The 19,693-nt window shown below is 71.4% G+C and carries 21 protein-coding genes; 6 read left to right on the top strand and 15 right to left on the bottom strand.

All coding sequences use genetic code 11. The annotated features are described in order from the left end of the window. Window positions 1-52: 52 nt before the first annotated feature. Window positions 53-997 carry a hypothetical protein gene (locus ABZ887_RS35645; protein ID WP_361298906.1) on the bottom strand — a complete coding sequence of 315 codons (945 nt, stop codon included), beginning with the start codon at window positions 995-997 and terminating at the stop codon, window positions 53-55. 80 nt (window positions 998-1,077) lie between these two features. On the opposite strand from ABZ887_RS35645, the gene ABZ887_RS35640 reads away from it, so the two are divergent. Together ABZ887_RS35640 and ABZ887_RS35635 are read left to right on the top strand one after the other, a co-directional pair. Continuing rightward, complete coding sequence (locus ABZ887_RS35640; RefSeq protein ID WP_361298903.1) at window positions 1,078-1,272, top strand: DUF3046 domain-containing protein; 195 nt, start codon at window positions 1,078-1,080, stop codon at window positions 1,270-1,272. A gap of 60 nt (window positions 1,273-1,332) precedes the next feature. Next, on the top strand, window positions 1,333-2,610 hold the full coding sequence (locus ABZ887_RS35635; protein ID WP_361298900.1) for an AI-2E family transporter: 1,278 nt from the start codon (window positions 1,333-1,335) through the stop codon (window positions 2,608-2,610). Window positions 2,611-2,694: 84 nt separating this feature from the next. Here the strand turns inward: ABZ887_RS35635 and ABZ887_RS35630 are convergent, their stop codons facing one another. The 4 genes from ABZ887_RS35630 to ABZ887_RS35615 form a co-directional block, all read right to left on the bottom strand. Beyond that, on the bottom strand, window positions 2,695-3,486 hold the full coding sequence (locus ABZ887_RS35630) for a hypothetical protein (RefSeq protein ID WP_361298897.1): 792 nt from the start codon (window positions 3,484-3,486) through the stop codon (window positions 2,695-2,697). Window positions 3,487-3,591: 105 nt separating this feature from the next. After that, window positions 3,592-4,752: an oxygenase MpaB family protein gene (locus ABZ887_RS35625; protein ID WP_361298894.1), complete on the bottom strand. Its 1,161-nt coding sequence runs from the start codon at window positions 4,750-4,752 to the stop codon at window positions 3,592-3,594. A gap of 115 nt (window positions 4,753-4,867) precedes the next feature. Then, the gene (locus tag ABZ887_RS35620; RefSeq protein WP_361298891.1) at window positions 4,868-5,920 is read right to left on the bottom strand and encodes a polyprenyl synthetase family protein; all 1,053 of its coding nucleotides are present in this window, start codon (window positions 5,918-5,920) and stop codon (window positions 4,868-4,870) included. Continuing rightward, window positions 5,913-6,200, bottom strand: a complete 288-nt coding sequence (locus tag ABZ887_RS35615) for a polyprenyl synthetase (RefSeq protein WP_361298888.1) — start codon at window positions 6,198-6,200, stop codon at window positions 5,913-5,915. Before ABZ887_RS35615 ends, ABZ887_RS35620 begins: the two co-directional genes overlap by 8 nt. Window positions 6,201-6,806: 606 nt before the next feature. Between ABZ887_RS35615 and recA the strand changes: the two genes are divergently transcribed. Both recA and recX read left to right on the top strand, forming a co-directional pair. Next, complete coding sequence (gene recA, locus ABZ887_RS35610; protein ID WP_361298885.1) at window positions 6,807-7,937, top strand: recombinase RecA; 1,131 nt, start codon at window positions 6,807-6,809, stop codon at window positions 7,935-7,937. A gap of 4 nt (window positions 7,938-7,941) precedes the next feature. Next, the gene (gene recX, locus ABZ887_RS35605; protein WP_361298882.1) at window positions 7,942-8,784 is read left to right on the top strand and encodes a recombination regulator RecX; all 843 of its coding nucleotides are present in this window, start codon (window positions 7,942-7,944) and stop codon (window positions 8,782-8,784) included. Window positions 8,785-8,807: 23 nt separating this feature from the next. Here recX and ABZ887_RS35600 read toward each other — a convergent pair whose 3' ends face one another. From ABZ887_RS35600 to ABZ887_RS35560, 9 genes are all read right to left on the bottom strand, one after another. Beyond that, window positions 8,808-9,482 (bottom strand): Type 1 glutamine amidotransferase-like domain-containing protein, encoded by a 675-nt coding sequence (locus ABZ887_RS35600; RefSeq protein ID WP_361298879.1) that lies wholly within the window; start codon window positions 9,480-9,482, stop codon window positions 8,808-8,810. 105 nt (window positions 9,483-9,587) lie between these two features. Next, window positions 9,588-9,998: a rhodanese-like domain-containing protein gene (locus tag ABZ887_RS35595; protein ID WP_361298876.1), complete on the bottom strand. Its 411-nt coding sequence runs from the start codon at window positions 9,996-9,998 to the stop codon at window positions 9,588-9,590. Further along, a complete protein-coding gene (locus tag ABZ887_RS35590; RefSeq protein ID WP_361298873.1) occupies window positions 9,995-10,543 on the bottom strand; it encodes a cysteine dioxygenase in 549 nt (182 codons plus the stop codon). Before ABZ887_RS35590 ends, ABZ887_RS35595 begins: the two co-directional genes overlap by 4 nt. A gap of 70 nt (window positions 10,544-10,613) precedes the next feature. Then, a complete protein-coding gene (locus tag ABZ887_RS35585) occupies window positions 10,614-10,685 on the bottom strand; it encodes a putative leader peptide (RefSeq protein WP_311737274.1) in 72 nt (23 codons plus the stop codon). Between the two features lie 78 nt (window positions 10,686-10,763). Next, a complete protein-coding gene (locus ABZ887_RS35580; RefSeq protein ID WP_361298870.1) occupies window positions 10,764-12,395 on the bottom strand; it encodes an FAD-dependent monooxygenase in 1,632 nt (543 codons plus the stop codon). Window positions 12,396-12,630: 235 nt separating this feature from the next. Next, on the bottom strand, window positions 12,631-13,539 hold the full coding sequence (locus ABZ887_RS35575) for an amino acid ABC transporter permease (RefSeq protein ID WP_361298867.1): 909 nt from the start codon (window positions 13,537-13,539) through the stop codon (window positions 12,631-12,633). After that, window positions 13,536-14,201: an amino acid ABC transporter permease gene (locus ABZ887_RS35570; RefSeq protein WP_361298958.1), complete on the bottom strand. Its 666-nt coding sequence runs from the start codon at window positions 14,199-14,201 to the stop codon at window positions 13,536-13,538. The genes ABZ887_RS35575 and ABZ887_RS35570 overlap by 4 nt, the downstream gene beginning before the upstream one ends. A 181-nt stretch (window positions 14,202-14,382) precedes the next feature. Next, complete coding sequence (locus ABZ887_RS35565) at window positions 14,383-15,219, bottom strand: glutamate ABC transporter substrate-binding protein (protein ID WP_361298864.1); 837 nt, start codon at window positions 15,217-15,219, stop codon at window positions 14,383-14,385. Window positions 15,220-15,344: 125 nt separating this feature from the next. Then, window positions 15,345-16,121 carry an amino acid ABC transporter ATP-binding protein gene (locus ABZ887_RS35560; RefSeq protein WP_361298860.1) on the bottom strand — a complete coding sequence of 259 codons (777 nt, stop codon included), beginning with the start codon at window positions 16,119-16,121 and terminating at the stop codon, window positions 15,345-15,347. A gap of 317 nt (window positions 16,122-16,438) precedes the next feature. Here ABZ887_RS35560 and ABZ887_RS35555 point away from each other — a divergent pair, with 317 nt between their 5' ends. Then, the gene (locus ABZ887_RS35555; protein WP_361298857.1) at window positions 16,439-17,122 is read left to right on the top strand and encodes a response regulator transcription factor; all 684 of its coding nucleotides are present in this window, start codon (window positions 16,439-16,441) and stop codon (window positions 17,120-17,122) included. 9 nt (window positions 17,123-17,131) lie between these two features. Next, window positions 17,132-18,529 carry a HAMP domain-containing sensor histidine kinase gene (locus ABZ887_RS35550; RefSeq protein WP_361298854.1) on the top strand — a complete coding sequence of 466 codons (1,398 nt, stop codon included), beginning with the start codon at window positions 17,132-17,134 and terminating at the stop codon, window positions 18,527-18,529. Window positions 18,530-18,693: 164 nt separating this feature from the next. Here ABZ887_RS35550 and ABZ887_RS35545 read toward each other — a convergent pair whose 3' ends face one another. Then, window positions 18,694-19,692 (bottom strand): TAXI family TRAP transporter solute-binding subunit, encoded by a 999-nt coding sequence (locus ABZ887_RS35545; RefSeq protein WP_361298851.1) that lies wholly within the window; start codon window positions 19,690-19,692, stop codon window positions 18,694-18,696. Window position 19,693: the final 1 nt, after the last annotated feature.

Here is a 19,693-nt window from a genome sequence, read left to right as displayed (position 1 = left end):
CCGGTCTCCGTTATCCGGCCTCCGGCTTCCGTCACCCGGTCTCCGGTTTCCGTCACCCCACGAAGCGGCCGTACGCCCGGAGCGTGTGCAGGGCCTCGATCGTCACCACGGGGCGGGCCTCCAGGGCGGCGGCCGGCGCCCACCGGCGCCGGCGGATCGGCCAGCCGCCGTCCGCCTCCTGCTCGGCGGCGAGGAAGTCGAGCGAGCGGGTCATCTCCTCGTCGGTGAACCACGTGCGCGCGAGCGAGTCCGGAGACTTCGCGAAGTCGTGCGGGAAATGGTGCTCGTCCGGGGCGTAGCCGGGCGCGACCCGGTACGCGTCGAGGTGTCCCGGGTCCAGCGCGGCCAGGCGCTGCCCGCGCACCAGGCGGCCCAGCCGGTCGGCGGACGCCTCGGCGCGCGAGCGGTCCGGCACCATGTCCAGGAAGGCGACCGCGGCCTCGATCTCGTAGGGGTGCGACTTCTCCAGGTGGTCGATCGCCTGCCAGCAGAAGTCGGTGGCCCGGAACAGCCACGCGTGCCAGACCTCGTTGCGGTGCAGCAGGCCCACCACCGGACCGGTGGCGAGGAGCTCGCTCGGAGGGTTGTCGACGACAGGGACGAACGGTGCCGCCGGATAGCCGCGCTGGCTCGGCCGGACCGCCGGCAGCGCGCCGTCCGCGGTGGAGGCGGCCGTCAGATAGCGGCACACGCGCTCCATCCGCTGCCCGCCGCACCGCTCGACGGCGTCCAGGACCCGCAGCGCGCGCCCGGTGTGCAGCGGCTGGCTCACCGGGCCGCGCAGATCCGGCTCCAGCGCATGGCCGTAGCCGCCGTCCTCGTTGCGGTAGGCGTCCAGTGCCGTCTCCACCGGATCGGGGCCGCCGTTCAGGAAGTGGTACGCGAAGAGACGCTGCTCCAGCACGCGCGCGGTGAGCCACACGAACTGTTCGGCGCGCGAGAGCGGGGAGTGCGCCGGGGGCGTAGGGGGGAGTGGGGAAGCTCCGGTTTCGGCCATGCGAAAGACCGTAGGGCGGAAAGCGGTCTCGCAATGCGGTCCCGGGCAGGGCCCACTCTCAGGGGCGGGATACTGGTTTCATGCGGTTGACGGTCTTCTGGCAGCGGATGGCGGATCACTTCGGTTCCGGGTACTCCGAAACCTTCGCGCGCGATCATGTGATGACGGAACTCGGCGGACTGACGGTGCACGAGGCGCTGGACTCCGGCTGGGAGGCCAAGGACGTGTGGCGCGTGGTCTGCACGGTCATGAACGTTCCGGGGGAGAGGCACTGACCGTGCACGGAGATCGGATACGGGCCACGCGTTGTCAGTGGCGTGGGCGAGACTTGCACCGTGGCACTCACTGACGACGACGGGCGGACCGCCCAGGACGCATCCCCGGTGGACACGCTGGACACCGCCGACACGACGCCGCGCGCCGGATCCCCGGCCGCCGGCGCCGCGGTACCGGGCGGCCGCATGCCGCGCTGGCTGCCGCGCGCCATGGTGCTGGCGCTCGCCCTCGTCGCCGCCTTCCAGCTGGGCAGCTGGGCCTTCCACCAGCTCACCGGGTTGCTGATCAACATCCTCATCGCGTTCTTCCTGGCGCTGGCCATCGAGCCCGCGGTGGGCTGGATGGCCTCCCGCGGCATGCGCCGGGGCTTCGCGACCTTCCTGGTCTTCCTCGGCCTGGCGGTCGCCGTCGCGGGCTTCGTCACCCTGCTCGGCTCGATGCTGGCCGGACAGATCAACAAGATCGTCGAAGACTTCCCGGACTACCTGGACTCGGTCATCAACTGGGTCAACGAGACCTTCCACAGCCATGTGAGACGGGTCGACGTCCAGGAGGGCCTGCTGCACTCCGACTGGCTGCGCAAGTACGCGCAGAACAGCGCGGCCGGCGTGCTCGACGTCTCCGGCCAGGTGCTCGGCGGCCTGTTCCAGCTGCTGACGATCACCCTGTTCGCCTTCTACTTCGCCGCCGACGGCCCCCGGCTGCGCCGCACCCTGTGCTCCGTGCTGCCGCCCGCCCGCCAGGCCGAGGTGCTGCGCGCCTGGGAGATCGCCGTCGACAAGACCGGCGGCTATCTGTACTCGCGCGGCGTGATGGCGCTGATCTCCGGCATCGCCCACTACATCCTGCTGGAGGCCCTGGGCGTGCCGTACGCGCCGGTGCTGGGCGTCTGGGTGGGGCTGGTCTCGCAGTTCATCCCCACCATCGGCACCTATCTCGCGGGTGCGCTGCCGATGCTGATCGCGTTCACCGTCAACCCCCTGTACGCGGTGTGGGTGCTGGTGTTCGTCGTGATCTACCAGCAGTTCGAGAACTACATGCTCCAGCCCAAGCTGACCTCCAAGTCGGTCGACATCCACCCGGCGGTCGCCTTCGGCTCGGTCATCGCGGGCACCGCGCTCCTCGGCGCGGTCGGCGCGCTGATCGCCATCCCGGCGGTCGCCACCCTCCAGGCGTTCCTGGGCGCCTATGTGAAGCGCTACGACGTCACGGACGACCCGCGGGTGCACGGGCACCCCCGGCGCGGCCCGGGCGGCCCGGGGCTGCTCACGCGCGTGCGGCGGCTGATATGGCAGCGGCCGGCCGAGGAGCCGGAGTCCGAGGGGAGCTCGGCCTGACGGTCGCCGCCGTCCGTAGGCCGGTCGTGATCCGTAGGCCGGCCGCGATCCGCAGGTGAGCCGCGATCAATAGGTGAGCCGTGATCAATAGGTGAGTGCGGCCCACACCCCGGCAGCGGCGACGGCCGCCGCGTAGCAGCCCACCGCCACGGCCACCGTGCGCCACCGGACCTGTTCGCTCCAGGAGGTGCGGGACAGCAGCCAGGCCAGCGTCGGCAGGACCAGCACCGCGTGCAGGCTGACCCCGTGCAGCGGCTTGAGCGGGGCCGTCGACGCGTACGCCGCCTCCTGGTGGCCGGTCCGGACGAGCACCACCCCGCGCGCGATCATCGCCGCTCCCGAGGCCAGCGCCACCAGCAGGACCGCGAACCCGGAGCGCACCGCGAGCGCCATGCCCACGGGACCGGCCGGCCGGCGCCGGAAGGACGCCACCGCGAAGACGGTGAGCAGCACCACCAGGACCCCGCCGCCCACCGCGAGCGCCATCGACACCGCCGAGTCGAAGGGCGTCTCCATGTCGAGGTGCGAAGGCACCCGGCGCCACGCCTGCAGGGTGATCCCGCCTACCTCCACCACACAGTCGGCGGCGAACACGAGCAGCAGGACGGTCCGCAGCCGCTCCCCGACCCTCAGATACGACGTGACCCAGGTGACCGCGATCAGCGTCAGCCCGAAGGAGAGCCCGAACGTGACGGGCTTGCGCCAGGAGACCGGGCCGTACCAGGGGCCGCCGTCCACCGCGAACACCACCAGATGCACCAGGCCGGAGAGGACGAGGAGCGCACCGGTCGTGTGACAGAGACGCTCGGCGGGGCGCACCCCGGTCAGCGGGTTCGCCGGTGGCCTTCGGGGCGGACTCTTCAGGGAGGAGGGCATGCGCCCAGCCTTCCGGGGCCCGCCCGCGTGGTCGTCGTCCGGCCGAAGGCAGCGGGCGTACGCCGTGCGGAGTAGAGGTGCGGAGCAGGGGGATGCCGGGGGGGATCAGGAGACCGTGGCGGCCGGCGGGGTCCACCGCCGGGTGCGGGGCACGCCGCCCTGGACGCCGTAGTCCTTCCTGAGGTGTTCGGGGATGGCGTAGTGCATGACGCGGCCACGGGTGAGGGAGGACAGCTCCAGGACGGTGGTGAGGTGACCGAGGCGGTCCAGGGCCCAGGCACCCAGCGGGGAGCGGTCCTCGATGGTCTCCAGGATGCCGAGGAGGTGCGGCACGGCCTTGACCACGGTGTCCCACGGGGTGCGCGGCACCTCCAGCCAGTCGGCGCAGGTGTCGCCGACCAGATGACGGATCAGGGCCGAGACGACCGGATCGAAGAAGGTGCCGGGGACGACCTCCTCGTAGAGGTCGATGAGCTGCCGGGTCAGGACCGCGCCCTCCTCGGAGGGGCCCATGTACCGGACCATGTACAGGTCGAGGTAGGCGCGCGCCTCGTCGAGGGTCTTCGGGACGGCCTCCTGGTCGACGCCGAGCATGGCGCCCACCACCCGCCACGCGTAGTAGTAGGCCTCCGCGCCCTCCGTGGACAGATGGACGCCCAGCCGGTGCAGGCTGTCGAGGACCAGCAGCGAGAAGAACATCTGCCCGCCGATCATGTCCTCCTGGCAGATCGGCGTGCCGAGCGCCTCGGTGTCCCAGCGGTTCTCGCGCCCCAGGTGGTGCCGGATGGAGGCGTGCAGCAGGCGCACCTTCTGGGCGGCCGGGACGAAGCGGCTGCCGGCCTCGAAGGCGTCGGGCCGCATGAGGTAGACGGTGAACTGACCGGTCTCCGCCATGCGCTTGGACGGGTACCGCAGCCCGTGGGTGGCGGACAGCAGCTTCGCCACGCGCGGGACGACGTAACAGGCGGGCATGGAGGCGAAGGACAGCGCGGTCGAGATGTGCACGTTGTTGTCGATGAAGAACAGCCGGGCCTTCTCCATCTCGCCCCAGTCCACCCAGGACGGCGGCACCCGGGTGGCCTCCAGGTACTCCCGCGCGACATCGGGCAGCCCGTCCGGCAGGGGTGCGCCAGCGGTGGAGACGTAGCGCATCAGGGTGTTGAACGTGCCCACCTCCCCACGCTCGAAGAGTGCGGCGACCGTGGCGTCGGCGAGTTCGTCACCGGCGTGCCGCAGGGTGTCCATCGAGGCCTCGGTGTGGGTCACGGCAGGGCTCCTTGTCATCGCGGGTGTCGTCCGGGATGTCGTCCGGGTGTCGTGCGGGTGTCGTGCGGCGCGCCGGCCGGGGCGCCGGTCGGCGTCAGGAAACAGGCGGCGGGTGTCAGGACAGGCGGACCGCGGCCGAATGGGCCAGTGCGGTCAGGGCGCCGGCGGCGGGGGCCGGCACGTTCAGTCCGTGGAGGGCGTCGAGCGCTTCCGCGACCCGTGCGCCGATCATGTGCTCGATCCGGTCGGGCGCCCCGAGCCGGCGCATCACCTCGCGGACCGCGTCCAGGCCGTCCGCGTCCAGATCACGGCTGCCCAGCAACGCGCCCAGCCGCTCCCGGTCGTCGTCCCGGGCGAGACGCCAGGTCTCCGCGAGCAGGGCGGTGGGCCGGTGGCCGCGCACGTCGTCGGCGTTGGCCTTGCCGGTGTGCTCCGGTGCCCCGAACAGGCCGAGCAGGTCGTCGCGCAGCTGGAAGGCCTCGCCCAGCGGCAGCCCGTACGCGGAGTACCCCTCGCTCAGCCGCTCGCCGGCCCCCGCCAGGGCGCCGCCGATCAACAGGGGCTGCTCGACGGTGTACTTGGCGGTCTTGTACCGGACCACCTTCAGCGAGGCCGCGGTGTCCGGGCCGGCTCCGGTGCGCAGGATCTCCAGGCACTCGCCCGCGATCAGCTCCCGCGCCAGCACCGACCACAGGGGGCGGGCCCGGGCGAGGTAGGCGGCGGGCAGCCCGCAGGTCGCGAACAGCTGCCCGGCCAGCGACATCAGCAGATCGCCCACGAGCATCGCCAGCCACCGTGCGGTGTCGTCGGCGTGCGGACGGTCCCGTACGGCGGCACGCAGGGCGAGGTGCGGGGTGGGGCGCCCGTGCCGCAGGGGGCTGTCGTCGATGAGGTCGTCGTGCACGACGGCGGCGGCGTGCACGAGTTCCATGGAGGCCGCCGCCCGCACCAGCGCGTCGCTGTCCGGCTGGCCCACCGCACGCCAGCCCCAGTAGCAGAACGCCGCCCGCAGCCGCTTGCCGTCCGCGACCGCCGCCTCCAGCTGCTCGGCCACCGGGCCCAGGAGCGGGTCGACCGCCGCGAACAGGTCGGCCTCCTGGGCGACGAACCCGCGCAGCACCTCGTCGACGCGGTCCTTGAAGGCGCCCGGATCCCACCGGTCAGTCATCGCCGGCGGTCCGCCGGGCGAGGGCGTGCCGGGCGAGGACCTCCAGATGGGCCGGGGGCACGGTCGTGTACCGGTCCAGGACCAGGCGTCCGCGCGCGGTCAGGTCGTGCTCGGCCTCCGCCGCCAGCGCGCCGGCGTCCGAGCGGCGCAGCAGGCCCCGTAACGTCCCGAAGGCGGTGCCCACCGTGCTCACCGCCAGGTCGGCCAGCCCCGCCGCCAGCAGCACGGCCTGTTCGTCCAGGCCGCGTCGTCCCGTCTGTCGTTCCGTCTCACGTGTCATGCGCTCTCCCACCCACGGCACACAGGGCGGCGCCGCTCCCCGGCCGCCTCTTCGAGCATCGCGGCACGACGGGCGCGGGCATGCGGAAACTCACGATCGGGTGAACGCCTTGCCGGGTGGTCGCGGGGTGGTGCGGATCGCCGTGCCGCGGTCCGGCCTCACGCTGCCGCCCCCCTGCCCGCCGCGCGCTCCCGCCCGCGTGCCGCGCGCGCCCGATTCCCGAGCGCCCTCGCCCCCGCCCCGCGCGCCGTGTCTCCCCGCCTCGCACGCCCTGCTTCCCCGCCTCGCGCGCCGTGCTTCCCCGCCTCGCGCGCCGTGCGTACCTGCCCCGTGCGCCCCGGCTCCGTCTCCGTGGCGGTGGGTGAGCACCCTGTGGGGAAGTGGCGGGAGTACCGCGTGGTGCGCTTGACACAAAAATCGAACATCCATTCTCATGGAGGTTCCGGCGAGGCTCCCGGTGGGGATTCCAGGGGCAGTTCGACACGTTTTCGGGGGAGAAGTTCCCGAGTTGTCCACAGGCCGAACCGGCGTCGGGGCGCATTGTCAGTGGCAGGCGTTAGCGTCTTTGACGTGAAGCGATCGACTCAAGCAAACCGGGTGGAACCCATGGCAGGAACCGACCGCGAGAAGGCGCTCGACGCCGCGCTCGCACAGATTGAACGGCAATTCGGCAAGGGCGCGGTCATGCGCATGGGCGACCGGACGAAGGAGCCCATCGAGGTCATCTCGACCGGGTCGACCGCGCTCGACGTCGCCCTCGGTGTCGGTGGTCTGCCGCGCGGCCGCGTCGTGGAGATCTACGGACCGGAGTCCTCCGGCAAGACGACCCTGACCCTGCACGCCGTGGCCAACGCGCAGAAGGCGGGCGGTCAGGTCGCGTTCGTGGACGCGGAGCACGCCCTCGACCCCGAGTACGCGCAGAAGCTCGGCGTCGACATCGACAACCTGATCCTCTCCCAGCCCGACAACGGCGAGCAGGCCCTGGAGATCGTGGACATGCTGGTCCGCTCCGGCGCCCTCGACCTCATCGTCATCGACTCCGTCGCCGCGCTCGTCCCGCGCGCGGAGATCGAGGGCGAGATGGGCGACAGCCACGTCGGTCTCCAGGCCCGCCTGATGAGCCAGGCGCTGCGGAAGATCACCAGCGCGCTCAACCAGTCCAAGACCACCGCGATCTTCATCAACCAGCTCCGCGAGAAGATCGGCGTGATGTTCGGCTCCCCGGAGACCACGACCGGTGGCCGCGCGCTGAAGTTCTACGCCTCGGTGCGACTCGACATCCGCCGCATCGAGACCCTGAAGGACGGCACCGAGGCGGTCGGCAACCGCACCCGGGTCAAGGTCGTCAAGAACAAGGTCGCGCCGCCCTTCAAGCAGGCCGAGTTCGACATCCTCTACGGCCAGGGCATCAGCCGTGAGGGCGGCCTGATCGACATGGGCGTGGAGAACGGCTTCGTCCGCAAGGCCGGCGCCTGGTACACGTACGAGGGCGACCAGCTCGGTCAGGGCAAGGAGAACGCGCGCAACTTCCTCAAGGACAACCCCGACCTGGCCAACGAGATCGAGAAGAAGATCAAGGAGAAGCTGGGCGTCGGCGTCCGCCCGGAGCAGCCCGCCGCCGAGCCGGGCGCGGACGCGGCGGTCGCCACCGCGGCCACCGACGACGCGGCGAAGACGGTGCCCGCCCCGGCCGCCGCCAAGGTCACCAAGCCCAAGGCCGCCACCGCCAAGAGCTGACGCCGTGACACGACGAACCGACTGGGCCGACCACGAGTACACGTCCCCCGGTGCCCCACGGGGGAGGGGCACCGGGGGCGACTCGGGCTCCGCCCGGGACGGCGACGAGGCCTACGGCACGGGCGGCGGCAACCACGGGGGCGGGACGGACGAGGGCGGCACGTACCGGGGCGACGGTTCGTACGACGACGGTTCGTACGGCGCCCCGGGCGGCCCCCGCGGGCACGGGTCACCCGGCCGTGGCCCGCGGAAGCCCGGGACGCGCCGGCGGCGTGGCTTCGGGGAGCCGTCCGGTGAGGACGGGGGTTCCTCCTCCTCGTCGAGGGCCGAGCAGGGGGAACCTCCAGCGGACCCGGCTGAGCGGGCGCGGGCGATCTGCCTGCGCCTGCTCACCGGGACCCCGCGCACCCGGAAACAGCTCGCGGACGCCCTGCACAAGCGGGAGATCCCGGACGACGTCGCCGAGGAGGTGCTGTCGCGGTTCGAGGAGGTCGGGCTGATCAACGACAGCGCGTTCGCGGACGCCTGGGTGGAGTCCCGGCACCACGGCCGGGGACTGGCCCGGCGCGCGCTCGCCCAGGAACTGCGCACCAAGGGCGTCGAGTCCACGCTCATCGACGAGGCCGTCGCGCAGCTCGACTCCGAGCAGGAGGAGGAGACGGCCCGCGAACTCGTCGCCCGCAGGCTCCGCTCCACCCGGGGCCTCGACCGCGACAGACGCATCCGGCGTCTCGCCGGCATGCTTGCCCGCAAGGGGTACTCCGAGGGCATGGCCCTGCGCGTGGTCCGGCGGGCGCTGGAGGAGGAGGGCGAGGACACGGAGTTCCCGGAGGGCGGGGACTTCTGACGGGGCGTCGGCCCCGGCGGCGTTCATGAGGCCGGGTTGAACAGCTTCCAGTGCCCCTCGGAGACGACCTCGACGGTGCCGTCGGTCACCTTGATGGCGGTCTCGGCGTCGATGGCGTACGCCGGACCCGCTGTCCCGGCGGCCCACCGTTCCGCCTCGGCCATGGTGTTTTCCGGACAGTCCGGGCTGTCGAGGTGCGGGAAGACGGAGAAGCCGACGACTCCCAGCGTGCTGTCGTCACCGGTGGGCGGCTTCCAGCCGGCGAAGTGCTCCCCGACGCGGGGAGTCAGCACCATGCTCCCGGCGCTGAGCCCCACGTAGACCGTGTCGTGCAACGCAGGAAAGAGGTCGGCCAGTCCGGACTCCCGCATCCAGTGGCACAGGTACAGCGTGTCGCCGCCGTTCACCAGCAGGGCGTCTGCCTCCCGGACCCAGGAGACCCAGCGTTCCCTGTCGATGCCGGGCAGTGCGGTGAGCTCCAGCATGCCCACCGACTTCCACCCCAACCCGGTCATGGGACTCGGGGACCGCCCGCTGACGAAACGCCAGGGCCCGCCCGGATCCCCATACGGGCCCCCGTACCCAGCGGTGGGGATACAGAGGGCGCTTGCCTCGGAGATCGGTTTGCCCAGGAGATCGACCAGGGCCGCCCGTATGCTCGCGTTCCTGACGCCGGAGTCGGTGAGGAGAAGCTTCATGTCGTTCATCCTTGCCGCGATTCGGATGTGGCTTCGGCAAGGATCCACCGGGACGACGTCGGCCACGGCGTGCGCACTCTCCGCGGGACAGGCCGGGCCGCCGTCTCAGGGAGTGACCGGCAGGCCAGCCGCCTTCCAGGCCTGGAAGCCGCCGACCAGGTCCGTCGCCCGGTGCAGGCCCAGTTGGTGCAGGGAGGCCGCGGCCAGGCTGGAGGCGTAGCCCTCGTTGCAGATCACGACGACCCGGATGCCGTGGCCGGTGGCCTCCGGGGTCTTGTGGCTGCCCTGGGGGTCCAGCCGCCACTCCAGTTCGTTGCGCTCTATGACGAGGGCACCGGGTATCGCTCCGTCCCGGTCGCGCAGCGCCGCGTACCGGATGTCGACGAGCAGGGCCTCGCCGGCCTGCGCCGCGTCGTACGCCTCCTGCGCCTCGATGCGCCGGTAGCCCGTACGCACCCGCTCCAGCAGCTCGTCGATGCCCACCGGCCGCGGCTCCACCGGTTCCGTGCCGCTCACTGCCAGTCCGCCGGGCGTTCGACCTGCTCCAGGCGCAGCACCTGTCCGGTGCGGCTGTAGCGGCGGATCCGCGGCAGCGGCGGGTAGTAGGCGTGGACGGAGACCGCGTGCTGCTCGGTGGACTCGTTGTGCACCTCGTGGACGTGGTCGCGGCCGAAGGACCTGCCCTTTCCCGCGGGCAGCCGGCGTTCGCGGTCGACTCCCTCGGAGAGCTCCAGGGTCTGCCAGCCGTCGGTGGGCAGCCGGGTGGCCAGTGAGTACTCCTTCAGCTCACCGGTGGCGGTGAGGAAGGCCCCGACCGACTCGGCGTGGTCGTGCCAGCCGGTGCCGGAGCCCGGCGGCCAGCCGATCAGCCAGGCCTCGCTGCCGGCCGGGCCGTCGAGCCGTACCCAGGTGCGGCCCTCGGGGTCGAGCGGGAGCGAGGCGATCAGCTCGGTGTCGGCGGCCGTACGCCGGACGAAGTCGAGGAGGTCCGCCTGGGTGGGCGCGGCGCCGGGCGCAGGGGCGGACGGGGAAACGGAGGACGACGAGAGAGAGGCAGACACGTGCACCGATCCTGAAGAGGGTTCGCAGAAGCGGGCGCAGACTGCGCCCGGAGAGAAGAGGAATGCGAAATCAGCAGGACGGAAGACACACGCAGCCCGCATAGCGGACCAGGTCCACATGGACCTTCCGCCACAGGCGCACAGTGGTGTCGTTCACGATGCGGAGTACACCACGCCGGTGCGGGCCGGTCAACTCACCGTCAGAATGTGGACAGCCCGGTCACCGCGCGGGGGAACCGGCCTCCGCCTCCGTCCTCGGCTCCGTCTGCTCGCTCTTCTCCTGGTCCTTGCCGCCCAGCGTCGCCTCGGCCGCCGCGTACAGATCGGCCGGGCGGACCCCGTTGAGGGCGGTCACCAGATGGCCGTCGGGGCGCACGAGCAGCACGGTGTGCGCCGGTGCGCCCGGGTAGGCCTCGGCGACCAGCAGCTCGGCGGGGTGCGGCAGCGCGGTCACGGCCGCCGCGAGCCGGGGCATGACCCCGGCGGAGACCCAGTGCTTGCGGTCCCATACGCCCGTACCCGGCGCGATCAGGACGACGAGCAGCGCGCAGCGCCCGAGCCGTGAGCGGAGCTGTACGAAGGTGCCGTCCTCCGCCGTGACCCGGACATCGGTGACCGGCGCCCCCGGCGGGGTGTCGACCGGGATCTCGTGCTCCAGGTGCCGGGGGGCGAGCGGCGAGTCGGCGTACGCCCCCGGCGCACCGAGCGGGCCGTGCCCCAAGTGACCATCCGTGAGGAGCGTGTCCTGCCCCCGGGAGGTGCCGGGCACGAACCCGCGCAGCCCGCCACCGCCGCGCAGCACCGGCAGCACCTGGTCGGCGGCGCGCAGCCGGCCGGCGACCGCGGCGCGCCGCTCGGTCTGGTAGCTGTCCAGCAGCGCCTCGTGCGGGCCGTGGTGCCAGGCCGGGGCCAGCTTCCAGGCGAGGTTGTCGGCGTCCCGCAGCCCCTCGTCCAGCCCGTGCGTCCCGAGCGCGCCGAGCAGGTGCGCGGCGTCCCCGGCGACGAACACCCGGCCCACCCGCCACCTGCGGGCGAGGCGGTGGTGGACGGTGTGGACTCCGGTGTCGAGCAGGTCGTACGGCGGGGTGGTGCCGTCCGTCCAGCCCGCGAGGGTCTCGCGGATCCGGGTCACGAGCAGTTCGGGTGTGACCAGGTCCTTGCCGGGCGGCAGCAGCCAGTCCAGGCGCCACACGCCGTCCGGGAGGGGGCGGGCGGTCACCTCCCCGGCCGAGGGCCCGGTCATCCGCCACGGCGGTGTCCGATGGAGCAACGCCCGACCCGGCCACGGAAGTTCCGTGCGCAGCGCGGCGACCGCGTGCCGTTCCACCGCCGTACGGCCCGGGAAGCGGATGTCCAGGAGTTTGCGCACGGTCGAGCGGGGACCGTCGCAGCCCACCAGGTAGCTGCCGCGCCACCAGGTGGCCTTCGGGCCCCGGGTGTGCGCGGTGACTCCGGAGCGCTCCTGCTCGACGGTGTCCAGGCGGCTGTCGGTGACGAGTCTGACCAGCGGTTCGTCGGCGATCGCGGCGCGCAGGGCGTTGGTCAGCACCTGCTGGGCGATGTGCAGCGGGGCCGGCTCGCCGGCGTCGCCGAAGACGACCTCGCGCATCACCTGACGGCGCCGCATCGACCGCCAGCCGGTCCAGCGGGCGCCCAGGTCGTCCAGGGGCGCGCCGCTCAGCCGCGCCAGCAGGGCGGCGGTGTCCTCGCGGAGCACCACCGTGCGCGCGGGGCGTGGCTCGTCCTTGCCCGGACCCTCGTCGAGGACGACGGACGGCACCTCCTGGCGGGCCAGCGCCAGGGCGAGCGTGAGCCCGACGGGCCCCGCTCCGACGATGATCACCGGGTCCACGGCGCGGCGCCCCCTGCCCGTGCGCAAGTCCCGGCGGAGATGGGTGAACAGGTGGGTGGAGCAGGGTGCACGATCACAGAACGTATGCAACAGACTGGGCGCCACCCGGTCAAGCGGCGCACCCGGGGACACGTCAGCATGGCGGGCGCGCGGGCCCCGGAACCCGGGTGAAAGAAGGGGAGGCAGCGGCCGTACGACCGCTGCCTCCGTGTCCGTCATCCGGGTTGACCCGGGGTCAGGGATTGGCGCCGCCCGCCCCCGTGGCGAAGGTGCCGGCGATCTCGCCCGCGTTGATGTCGTCCACGTCGGGGCCGAGGATCGCGCCCGTGCCCCGCTTGCTGCGCCGCAGCCGGCCCTCCAGCCAGGAGGCGAACGTGGTGAGCGCGAGGTTCAGCAGGATGAAGATGACGGCCACGACGACGAAGCTCGGGATGACGTTGGCATAGTTGGCGGCCAGCGTGCCGCGTGCCGTGAGCAGCTCCGTGAACTGCAGCATCACACCGCCCAGCGCGGTGTCCTTCACGACCACCACGAGCTGGCTGACGATGGCCGGCAGCATCACGGTGACCGCCTGCGGCAGCAGGATGCCCGTCATCGTCTGCCCCTTGCGCAGCCCGATGGCGTACGCCGCCTCCGTCTGCCCCTTGGGAAGCGCGAGGACGCCGGCCCGTACGACCTCGGCGAGCACCGAGGCGTTGTAGAGCACCAGGCCGGTGACGACCGCGTACAACGGTCGTTCGTCGCTGCCGACGTCGGTGGAGCGGACGTAGAACTCCTGGGCGAACAGCATCAGCAGCAGGACCGGGATCGAGCGGAAGAGCTCCACGACCCAGCCCGCCGGGATCCGCACCCAGGCGTGGTCGGACATGCGCGCTATGCCGAAGACCGCGCCCAGCGGAAGGGCGATCACCATGGCGAGCGCCGCGGCCTTGAGGGTGTTGCCGAGGCCCGGCAGCAGATACGTGCTCCATGCCTCGGAGGTGGTGAACGGCTGCCACAGGTCCCACTTCAGCTGGCCCTTGTCGTCCAGCCGCTGCCAGACCCACCAGGCCAGCAGGGCGAGGAGCAGGAGGAAGACGACGGAGAGCAGCTGGTTGCGCCGCTTGGCGCGGGGCCCCGGTGTGTCGTACAGGACGGAGCTCATCGCTTCACCGCCAGGCGCTTGGCGAGCCAGCCCAGGAGCAGGCCGGTCGGGAGGGTCAGGACCACGAAGCCGAAGGCGAAGACCGCGCCGATGGCCAGCGTCTGGGCCTCGTTCTCGATCATCGTCTTCATCAGGGCGGCGGCCTCGGCGACGCTGATCGCCGCCGCCACCGTGGTGTTCTTGGTCAGTGCGATCAGGACGTTGGCCAGCGGACCGATCACCGCGCGGAAGGCCTGCGGCAGCACGATCAGCCGGAGGGTCTGGGTGAAGTTCAGCCCGATCGCGCGGGCCGCCTCGGCCTGTCCCACGGGCACGGTGTTGATGCCGGAGCGGATCGCCTCGCAGACGAAGGCCGCGGTGTAGGCGGTCAGGCCGAGTATCGCGAGGCGGAAGCCCTGGACCTTGAAGTCGGAGGCACCGAGCGTCACGCCGAAGATGTCGGCGAGGCCGAGCGAGGTGAAGATGACGATGACGGTCAGGGGGATGTTCCGGACGATGTTGACGTAGGCGGTGCCGAACCCGCGCATCAGCGGAACCGGGCTGACCCGCATCCCGGCCAGCAGGGTGCCCCAGACCAGGGAGCCGACGGCGGAGAAGACGGTCAGTTTCACCGTCGTCCAGAACGCCCCTAGGACGTCGTAGCCTTGAAGAAAGTCGAACACGATCTCCCGCGCTTCCGGGTGTGTGGCGTACGTGGAGGGCATGGCGCGCCGCCGCCGGGGAAGCGGTGGCGGGCGGCGCGCCCGAGGAACCGTGCGAAAACCTGCCGGATTCCTGCGTCTGCGGAATTCCGCGATACGTGAGATACGTGCGATACGCGCGGGTTCCGCCTTACCTGATGCCTTACTTGACGATCACGCCGACCTTCGGGGCGGGCTCGTTCTTGTAGTTCGCCGGGCCGAGGTTCTTGTCGACGGCCTTCTGCCAGGAACCGTCGCTGACCATCTTCTCCAGCGCCTTGTTGATCTTGTCGACGGTCGTGGAGTCGCCCTTCTTGACGCCGATGCCGTAGTTCTCGTTGCTCAGCTTCAGGCCGGTGAGCTTGAACTGGTCCTTGTACTTGTCCTGCGCGGCGAAGCCCGCGAGGATCGAGTCGTCCGTGGTCACCGCGTCGACGGAGCCGCTCTGGAGGCCGGCGATGCACTCCGAGTAGGTGCTGACCTCCTTGAGGTTGGCCTTCGGGGCGATCGTCTGCTGGATGTTCTGCGCCGACGTCGAACCGGTCACGGAACACAGCTTCTTGCCGTTGAGGTCCGTGCCCTTGGCGATGGTCGAGTCCTTCTTGACCAGCAGGTCCTGGTGGGCCAGCAGGTACGGGCCGGCGAAGTCGACCTTCGCCTTGCGCTCGTCGTTGATCGAGTAGGTGGCCGCGATGAACTTCACGTCACCGCGTGCGAGGGCGGTCTCCCGGTCGGCGCTCTTGGTCTGCACGAACTCGATCTGGTTCGGCTTGTAGCCGAGCTGCCCGGCGACGTAGGTGGCCACGTCGACGTCGAAGCCCGAGAAGGAACCGTCGGGCTCCTGGAGACCGAGACCCGGCTGGTCGTACTTGATGCCGATCTTGATCTTGCCGCCGCCCGAGGAACCGCTGTCGTCCTTGTCGCCGCTGCCGCACGCCGTGGCGGACAGGGCGAGCGCGAGCACGGCGGCAGAGGCGGCGGTGACCTTGCGGAGCTGCATGATGAACATCCTTTGCGTGGTGAAAGACGAGGTCCGTGCGGGACGGGTGACGCGACGCGGATCGCTGTGCGGATCAGGGATCCGCGGATCGGCGGATCGGCGGATCAGGGATCAGGGATCAGGGATCAGTGGTGCAGGATCTTCGACAGGAAGTCCTTGGCCCGGTCGCTGCTCGGGTTGCTGAAGAACTGGTCCGGCGTGGCCTGCTCGACGATCCGGCCGTCGGCCATGAAGACGACCCGGTTCGCGGCCGAGCGGGCGAAGCCCATCTCGTGGGTGACGACGATCATCGTCATGCCGTCCCTGGCCAGCTGCTGCATGACCTCCAGGACCTCGTTGATCATCTCGGGGTCCAGGGCCGAGGTCGGCTCGTCGAAGAGCATGACCTTCGGGTCCATCGCCAGCGCCCGAGCGATCGCGACACGCTGCTGCTGGCCGCCGGAGAGCTGCGCGGGGTACTTGTCGGCCTGGCTGCCCACGCCGACCCGGTCGAGCAGGGTGCGTGCCTTCTCCTCGGCCTGCTTCTTGTCCGCCTTGCGGACCTTGACCTGCCCGAGCATCACGTTCTCGAGCACCGTCTTGTGCGCGAAGAGATTGAAGGACTGGAAGACCATGCCGACGTCGGCGCGCAGCCGGGCCAGTTCCCTGCCCTCCTGGGGCAGCGCCCTGCCGTCGATCGTGATCGTTCCGGAGTCGATGGTCTCCAGGCGGTTGATGGTGCGGCACAGGGTGGATTTGCCGGACCCGGAGGGTCCGATCACCACGACGACCTCACCGCGGGCGATCGTCAGGTCGATGTCCTGGAGCACGTGCAACGCGCCGAAGTGCTTGTTGACGCTCTTCAGGGCGACCAGTTCGTCGACCGCGGCCAAGTCCTCCTTGGCCACCGATACTTCGGTCATCGCTTTCGGGCTCCGTCCTCCTCGGTTGCGGAGGAATGTATTTTTCGTTGACGACCGGCGTCATTACATCTGAGCGAGATCTGAGGATCACGATCCGATAGCAGTCGGCCACAAGTCGTAGCGCCACCGGCCGCCCGCGTTTCGGCCGCGTAACGGAAACCGCGCGTCGCCGGAACCCACTTGACGCCGTCGGCGTCCATCAGCGTGACTGCCCTCGTGCACCCGCGCGGGCACGCGTTTTCTACAATGCGCGGGTTTTCCGTGAACGATCCGACGACGAACGACGACCGTACGACCGCTGAACCGGAGGGGGCCGGGTGAGACTGCTGCTCGTTGAGGACGACAACCATGTCGCCGCCGCGCTCTCCGCGGTCCTGGCCCGGCACGGGTTCTCCGTCACGCATGCCCGCAGCGGCGAGGAGGCCCTCCGGGCCCTCGTCCCCGAGAGCGACGGCTACGACGTCGTCCTCCTCGACCTAGGCCTGCCCGACCAGGACGGCTACGAGGTCTGCGGCAAGATCCGCAAGCGCACCAGCACCCCGGTGATCATGGTGACGGCCCGCTCCGACGTCCGCTCCCGCATCCACGGCCTCAACCTCGGCGCCGACGACTACGTGGTGAAGCCGTACGACACCGGGGAACTCCTGGCCCGGATCCACGCCGTCAGCCGGCGTACCCACCACGAGGACGGCCCGGCCGGCGACAGCGCGCTGCGGCTCGGCCCCGTCCACATCGAACTGCCCACCCGCCAGGTCAGCGTGGACGGCAAGGTCGTCCAGCTCACCCGCAAGGAGTTCGACCTGCTGGCACTGCTCGCCCAGCGCCCCGGCGTGGTCTTCCGCCGGGAACAGATCATCAGCGAGGTCTGGCGCACCAGCTGGGAGGGGACCGGCCGCACCCTGGAGGTGCACGTCGCCTCCCTGCGCGCGAAGCTGCGCATGCCCGCGCTCATCGAGACCGTACGCGGCGTCGGCTACCGGCTCGTCGCCCCGGCCGCGTAGCGAGGACGGGTGCGCACACGTCTCCTTCCGCTGCTCATCGTCCTGATGGCGGCCGTGCTGCTCGCGCTCGGCGTTCCGCTCGCCGTCAGCACGGCCTCCGCGCAGCAGCAGAAGGTCGTCGTCGACCGCATCGACGACACCGCGCGGTTCGCGGCCCTCGCCCAGTTCGTGACCGACACGCCCACCACCGCGCGCCCCATACGCACGGACGACCGCCTGGAGACCCTCCGCCGCGAACTGGCCAGCTACTACGGCGTCTACGGCATCCGCGCGGGCGTCTTCTACCGGAACGCCTCCTCCATGGCCAACGCGCCCGACGACTGGGTGCTGCCGACCGGCGGCGAGGTCCGCGAGGCCTTCGAGGAGGCCCTGCTCAGCCGGCGCAGCCACGACCCCGAGCAGGTGTGGCCCTGGCAGCGCAGCCGGCTGGTGGTGGCCTCGCCGGTGATCCGGGACGGTGACGTCGTCGCCGTGGTGGTCACCGACTCGCCCACCGGGCCGATGCGCTCCCGCACCCTGCGGGGCTGGCTGCTCATCGGCGCCGGCGAGGGCGCGGCGATGCTGCTCGCCGTCGGCGCGGCGCTGCGGCTGACCGGGTGGGTGCTGCGGCCGGTACGGGTGCTCGACGCCACCACGCACGCGATCGCCAGCGGCCGGCTCAAGTCCCGGGTCGCGGCGGCCGGCGGTCCGCCGGAACTCAGACGGCTGGCCCGGGCGTTCAACGAGATGGCGGACAACGTCGAGGACGTGCTGGAGCAGCAGCGGGCGTTCGTCGCCGACGCCTCCCACCAGCTGCGCAACCCCCTCTCCGCACTGCTGCTCCGCATCGAACTGCTCGCCCTCGAACTCCCCGAGGGCAACGAGGAGATCGCCTCGGTCCGCACCGAGGGCAAGCGGCTCGCACAGGTCCTGGACGACCTGCTCGACCTGGCGCTGGCCGAGCATGCCGACGCGGACCTGATGCTGACCGACCTCGGGCGGCTGGCCGAGGAGCGGATCGCCGCGTGGGCACCGGCCGCCACGGCGAAGGGGGTCCGGCTGACCGGGGACTGCGCGCCGACCACCGGGTGGGCCGACCCGGTCACGCTGTCCAGCGCGCTGGACGCGGTGATCGACAACGCGGTGAAGTTCTCGCCGGAGGGGGGCACGGTGACGGTGACCGTGGCGGCCGCCGGTGACGTGTCGACGGTCGTGGTGACCGACACGGGACCGGGGCTGACGGACGAGGAGCTCGCGCGCGTGGGGGACCGGTTCTGGCGGAGCGGGCGGCATCAGAACGTGAAGGGGTCGGGGCTGGGGCTGTCGATCACGCGGGCGTTGCTGGCGACGGGTGGGGGTGCGCTGTCGTACGAGCACGGGGAGCCGCGGGGGTTGCGGGTGACGGTTTCGGTGCCGCGGAGTGGGTGAGAGAGGTGGGTGCGGTTGTGGGTCGGGTGCGGGCCGGTGGGGGCTGGTCGCGCCCACGCGGCGGAGCCGCAAGTCGGTACAGCCCCGCGCCCCTGTCGGGGCGCTGCCGTTGAGGCCTGTCGGAAGGGCCCCGCCCTCGAAGGGGCGTTCCTCTCAGAGGTCCTTCAGGGCTTCACCGAGCGGTAGTACCGCCTGGCACCCTCCTGCAGCGGAAGCGGGTCCGTGTAGATCGCCGTGCGCAGGTCCACCAGCTGGGCCGAGTGGACGTGGTTGCCGATGTCGTCGCGGCTCTTGATGACCGTGCGGGTCACCCATTCGGTGAGGCGCGGGTCCATGTCCTTGCGGGTCATCAGGACGTTGGACACCGCGATCGTGGGCACCGCCGTGCCCTGCTGCACCGACGGGTACGCCGACTCCGGCATGTTGGTCGCCCGGTAGTAGAGCGCGGCCTCGCTCTCGGTGTGCAGCTTGGTGACGAGGCTGCCGCTGATCGGCACGAACGTGAAGCTGAACTTCTCGGCCAGGTCCAGCAGCCCCTTGGTCGGCAGTCCGCCGGACCAGAAGAAGGCGTCGATCCTGCCCTTCCGCAGCTGGTCCGGGCCGGTGTCTATGCCCTCGGACACCGGGGTGATGTCCTTCGCCGGGTCCACCCCGGCGGCCCTGAGCACCCGGTTGGCGATCAGCCGCACCCCCGAGTCGGGCAGCCCGATCGCCACCCTCTTGTGCCGCAGTTGCGCGACGCTGGTGATCCCGGAGTCGCCGGGCACGACCAGCTGGACGTAGTCGTCGTAGAGCCGGGCCACCCCGCGCAGCTTTCCGGCGCCCTTTCCGCCGTTCAGTTCGTACGTCTCCACCGCGTCGGCCGCCGCGATGGTGAAGTCGGCCCGGCCGGTCGCCACCCGCTGCACGTTCTCGTACGAGCCGTTGCTCTGCACCAGTTTCACCTTCAGCCCGGGCATGTCCCTGGCCAGCTCGGTGCGCAGCCGTTCGCCGTACTCCTGGTAGACGCCGCGCAGGGTCCCGGTGCTGAAGGTGATCGTCCCGGTCGGCGGCTTCTCGCCCAGCGGCAGCAGCCACCACAGCAGCAGGCCGGACGCGACGAAGCAGGCGGCCGCGCCCTGGAGGGCGCGGCGCCTGCCGATACGGGGGAAGACCTTGGGCATG

The sequence above is a fragment of the Streptomyces sp. NPDC047061 genome, assembly GCF_040643955.1.
In the GTDB taxonomy this organism is placed as follows: Bacteria; Actinomycetota; Actinomycetes; order Streptomycetales; family Streptomycetaceae; genus Streptomyces.
The sequence above is the reverse complement of the archived record's forward strand: the minus strand, read 5'-3'. Positions and strand labels throughout refer to the sequence as shown.

Bases quoted from the DNA above. Each gene is read 5' to 3' on its own strand.
- ABZ887_RS35620 (WP_361298891.1), bottom strand. From the start codon at position 5,920: ATGACTGACCGGTGGGATCCGGGCGCCTTCAAGGACCGCGTCGACGAG.
- ABZ887_RS35615 (WP_361298888.1), bottom strand. From the start codon at position 6,200: ATGACACGTGAGACGGAACGACAGACGGGACGACGCGGCCTGGACGAA.
- ABZ887_RS35565 (WP_361298864.1), bottom strand. From the start codon at position 15,219: ATGCAGCTCCGCAAGGTCACCGCCGCCTCTGCCGCCGTGCTCGCGCTC.
- recA (WP_361298885.1), top strand. From the start codon at position 6,807: ATGGCAGGAACCGACCGCGAGAAGGCGCTCGACGCCGCGCTCGCACAG.
- ABZ887_RS35560 (WP_361298860.1), bottom strand. From the start codon at position 16,121: ATGACCGAAGTATCGGTGGCCAAGGAGGACTTGGCCGCGGTCGACGAA.
- ABZ887_RS35545 (WP_361298851.1), bottom strand. From the start codon at position 19,692: ATGCCCAAGGTCTTCCCCCGTATCGGCAGGCGCCGCGCCCTCCAGGGC.
- ABZ887_RS35600 (WP_361298879.1), bottom strand. From the start codon at position 9,482: ATGAAGCTTCTCCTCACCGACTCCGGCGTCAGGAACGCGAGCATACGG.
- ABZ887_RS35640 (WP_361298903.1), top strand. From the start codon at position 1,078: ATGCGGTTGACGGTCTTCTGGCAGCGGATGGCGGATCACTTCGGTTCC.
- ABZ887_RS35630 (WP_361298897.1), bottom strand. From the start codon at position 3,486: ATGCCCTCCTCCCTGAAGAGTCCGCCCCGAAGGCCACCGGCGAACCCG.
- ABZ887_RS35645 (WP_361298906.1), bottom strand. From the start codon at position 997: ATGGCCGAAACCGGAGCTTCCCCACTCCCCCCTACGCCCCCGGCGCAC.
- ABZ887_RS35575 (WP_361298867.1), bottom strand. From the start codon at position 13,539: ATGAGCTCCGTCCTGTACGACACACCGGGGCCCCGCGCCAAGCGGCGC.